The 2,862-nt window shown below is 42.1% G+C and carries 3 protein-coding genes and 1 pseudogene; 2 read left to right on the top strand and 2 right to left on the bottom strand.

The window, feature by feature from the left end; all coding sequences use genetic code 11:
• On the top strand, positions 1 to 1,253 hold a 1,253-nt coding region (dsbD, locus tag WA010_RS03890; RefSeq protein ID WP_422555850.1), incomplete at its 5' end, for a protein-disulfide reductase DsbD.
• Positions 1,250 to 1,633 carry a thioredoxin family protein gene (locus WA010_RS03885; RefSeq protein ID WP_422555849.1) on the top strand — a complete coding sequence of 128 codons (384 nt, stop codon included), beginning with the start codon at positions 1,250 to 1,252 and terminating at the stop codon, positions 1,631 to 1,633. The genes dsbD and WA010_RS03885, both read left to right, overlap by 4 nt.
• Before the next feature lie 80 nt (positions 1,634 to 1,713).
• Here the strand turns inward: WA010_RS03885 and WA010_RS03880 are convergent, their stop codons facing one another.
• Together WA010_RS03880 and WA010_RS03875 are read right to left on the bottom strand one after the other, a co-directional pair.
• Positions 1,714 to 2,241 carry a hypothetical protein gene (locus tag WA010_RS03880; RefSeq protein WP_422555848.1) on the bottom strand — a complete coding sequence of 176 codons (528 nt, stop codon included), beginning with the start codon at positions 2,239 to 2,241 and terminating at the stop codon, positions 1,714 to 1,716.
• Positions 2,234 to 2,862, bottom strand: a pseudogene (locus WA010_RS03875) (lipid-A-disaccharide synthase); the annotation flags it as partial. The pseudogene WA010_RS03875 and the gene WA010_RS03880, both read right to left, overlap by 8 nt.

The raw sequence follows: 2,862 nt of genomic DNA, 5'->3' as shown, positions 1-2,862 counted from the left end.
GGTTTATACTCCTCAGCTTTTTTGGGTTTGGGTTATTGTTGGCATTGACACCGTGTGTATTCCCGATGATTCCGATCATCTCATCTGTGATCGTTTCTCAGGGGGGGATCGGGACGAAACGGGCATTTTGGCTCTCAGTGGTTTATGTGCTCTCGATGGCAGTTGCCTATACGATTGCTGGGGTTTTGGCGGGACTATTTGGGGCGAATTTACAAGCAGCATTTCAAACACCGTGGATTATCACTCTATTCTCATTGATTTTCGTAGTATTGGCAATGTCGATGTTTGATCTCTTTGAACTCCAAATCCCCAATGCGATTCAGTCTCGTCTTACTCAAATCGGTGGACAACGCGGGGGTGTGATCGGTGTTGCGATTATGGGTTTTTTATCAGCACTTATCGTCGGGCCGTGTGTTGCGGCACCGCTGGCTGGAGCACTCATCTACATCGGACAAACGGGTGATGCACTGCTTGGTGGTGTGGCGTTGTTCGCTTTGAGTATCGGTATGGGGATTCCACTGGTAGCGATCGGTACGAGTGCGGGCAAATTTATGCCGCGTCCGGGTGCATGGATGGACAGCGTCAAATCGATTTTTGGGATCATGCTCATCGGTGTCTCCATTTGGATGATCAGCCGTATCCTCGATGAAAATATATCGATGATGCTGTGGGGTGCCTTGGCCATTTTTGTTGCGATCAATATCGGAGCACTGGAGCCGATCCGAGGGCGTTGCATCCGTTGTGGTCGTGCTAATAAAAAAGCATTAGGGATTATCATCCTTCTCTATGGGATGTCTTTGTTGCTAGGGGGAATGAGTGGTGCAAAAGATCCTCTTCATCCGCTAGATCCGTTTTTACCGAATAAAAATGCGGTAGCGGTAGCAGCGGCAAGTGAGCATAAAACGTTTGAAAAGATCACCTCTATCGAAGAGTTGGACGCTATTTTGGCAGAAAACAAAGGGAAACAGGTTCTGGTCGATTTCTATGCCGACTGGTGCACCGCGTGTAAAGAGCTCGAAGAGAAAACGTTTAGTGACGAGGCTGTTAAAAGTGCAATGGATGGCTATGTTTTGGTTCAAGTTGATTTGACCGCCAACGATGATGCTGCCAAAGCGATCAGCTCTAAATTCGGTATATTCGGACCTCCGGCGATTTTGTTTTTTGATGAGAACGGTGAACGGGTTAAAAGTGCCGACATCGTCGGATTTAAAGAACCGCAAGAGTTTCTAAAACATTTAGGAGAGATCAAATGAGTAAAATAATTTTAGCATTGACCCTAATGGCTAGCTGTGCCATGGCTGAACTCAAATGGGCAGCGTCATATGACGCGGCGTTAGCACAAGCGGCCAAAGAGAAGAAAAAAGTGATGGTAATGCTCTCGCGTGAAGAGTGTCCTGCGTGTGAGTATATGAACGATATCGTATTTGAAGAAAAAGCGGTAGAAAATGAAATTCAGAAAAATTTCGTTCCGGTACACATCGATATTCACAAAGATTTTATCCCTGAGGGATTAGGATATATCGGGACACCGACATTTCACTTTTTAGATGCAAAAGGGAAAAAAATCGGTCGACATGACGGTGGGGCGAATATCCCTACGTTTTTGGGGATTCTTGGGAAGATGAAAAAATAAGTTTCTTCGTTCGTGGTGAGCTTGTCGAACCATAAATAAGTTTACCCTTCGACAAGCTCAGGGTGAACGGAGGAAGTAATCTATTTGTTCTCTACTAATTTATCTAAAATATAAAGTTGCATATTTTTATGCGGTATCTCTTTTTCTAACGCTTCTGAATAAATCTTCGCTACCTCTTTAGCATGTAAATCGTAATCAAAGTGAGGAAAATGATTTTCCCACGCTTTTCTAATAATTTTCAATGCTACCGTATCGATTAGGTATTCTTTGAAAATAGCATAGGTTGCGAAAAACATTCCTGTAAATAAAATAGCCATCAAAATGAGTAAGTGGCAGTCAATTTTAGCTAATACTTTATGGAAAAGAGCAGACGATGGAAGTAAAATCAGATGCCAAACAGCAATAAAGACGATATAGCTTCGCCCGATACTGAGCCTAAACCCTGGAATTTTACCTTCGAGTTTTAATCCCTCTTGATACATTTTATTGGTTTTTAATAGATCGCGAAAAAGCATAGGACCATCACTGAGGCTAAAAACATAGGGGATGATTTTTTCATCGGTAAACTGACGGTTTTTGAATTTCATCCATGAAAAAATTCTAAACATTATATTCCTTAATAATAGTACTGACACGTCTCGCACTTCCATGCGCTAAAAGTTCACGGAGTGTTTTTGTATCGTTAAAAAAAGCGTTTTTATCCATTTTTTGATACGCATTATACAAGTTTTGTGCATTGACTTCGTTTTGAATAAATTCTGGATGGAGACTTCTATGATGCACATGTGAAAATAAGATATTTCCCAACCCGACATAATCGAGTTTTACTAGCCTTGAGGCGATAGTATAATCCAAAGATTTTGCAATATAAGTGAGAATGAATGGTGTCCCGATCAGACAAGCTTCAAGAGTTGCAGTACCGCTGCAAATAAAGGCAAAATCAGATTCAGCAAGTGATTGATGTGCATCATGTGTCAGTTCGAAGGATGAAATATCGCCATAAAATTCATCTATTTGTTCAGGTGTAAATTGTGGAGGAATCACGAGCAAAGCCGTTGCATCGATCATAGGGCGTAATTGTTGAAAAACCGGCATCAGTCGTTTGATTTCACCGGGGCGGCTACCGGGCATAAAAGTAATTTTTCCGCTTGAGGTCAAATCTGTTTTTCGAATCGTGATTTCATCAAGCAGAGGGTGTCCGACGTATTCGATTTTAGCATCGCTTGAAT

Origin of the sequence: Sulfuricurvum sp. (assembly GCF_049305995.1) — a bacterium.
In the GTDB taxonomy this organism is placed as follows: Bacteria; Campylobacterota; Campylobacteria; order Campylobacterales; family Sulfurimonadaceae; genus Sulfuricurvum.
Note: the sequence above shows the minus strand (reverse complement) of the source record. Positions and strands in the feature narration are given on the sequence as shown.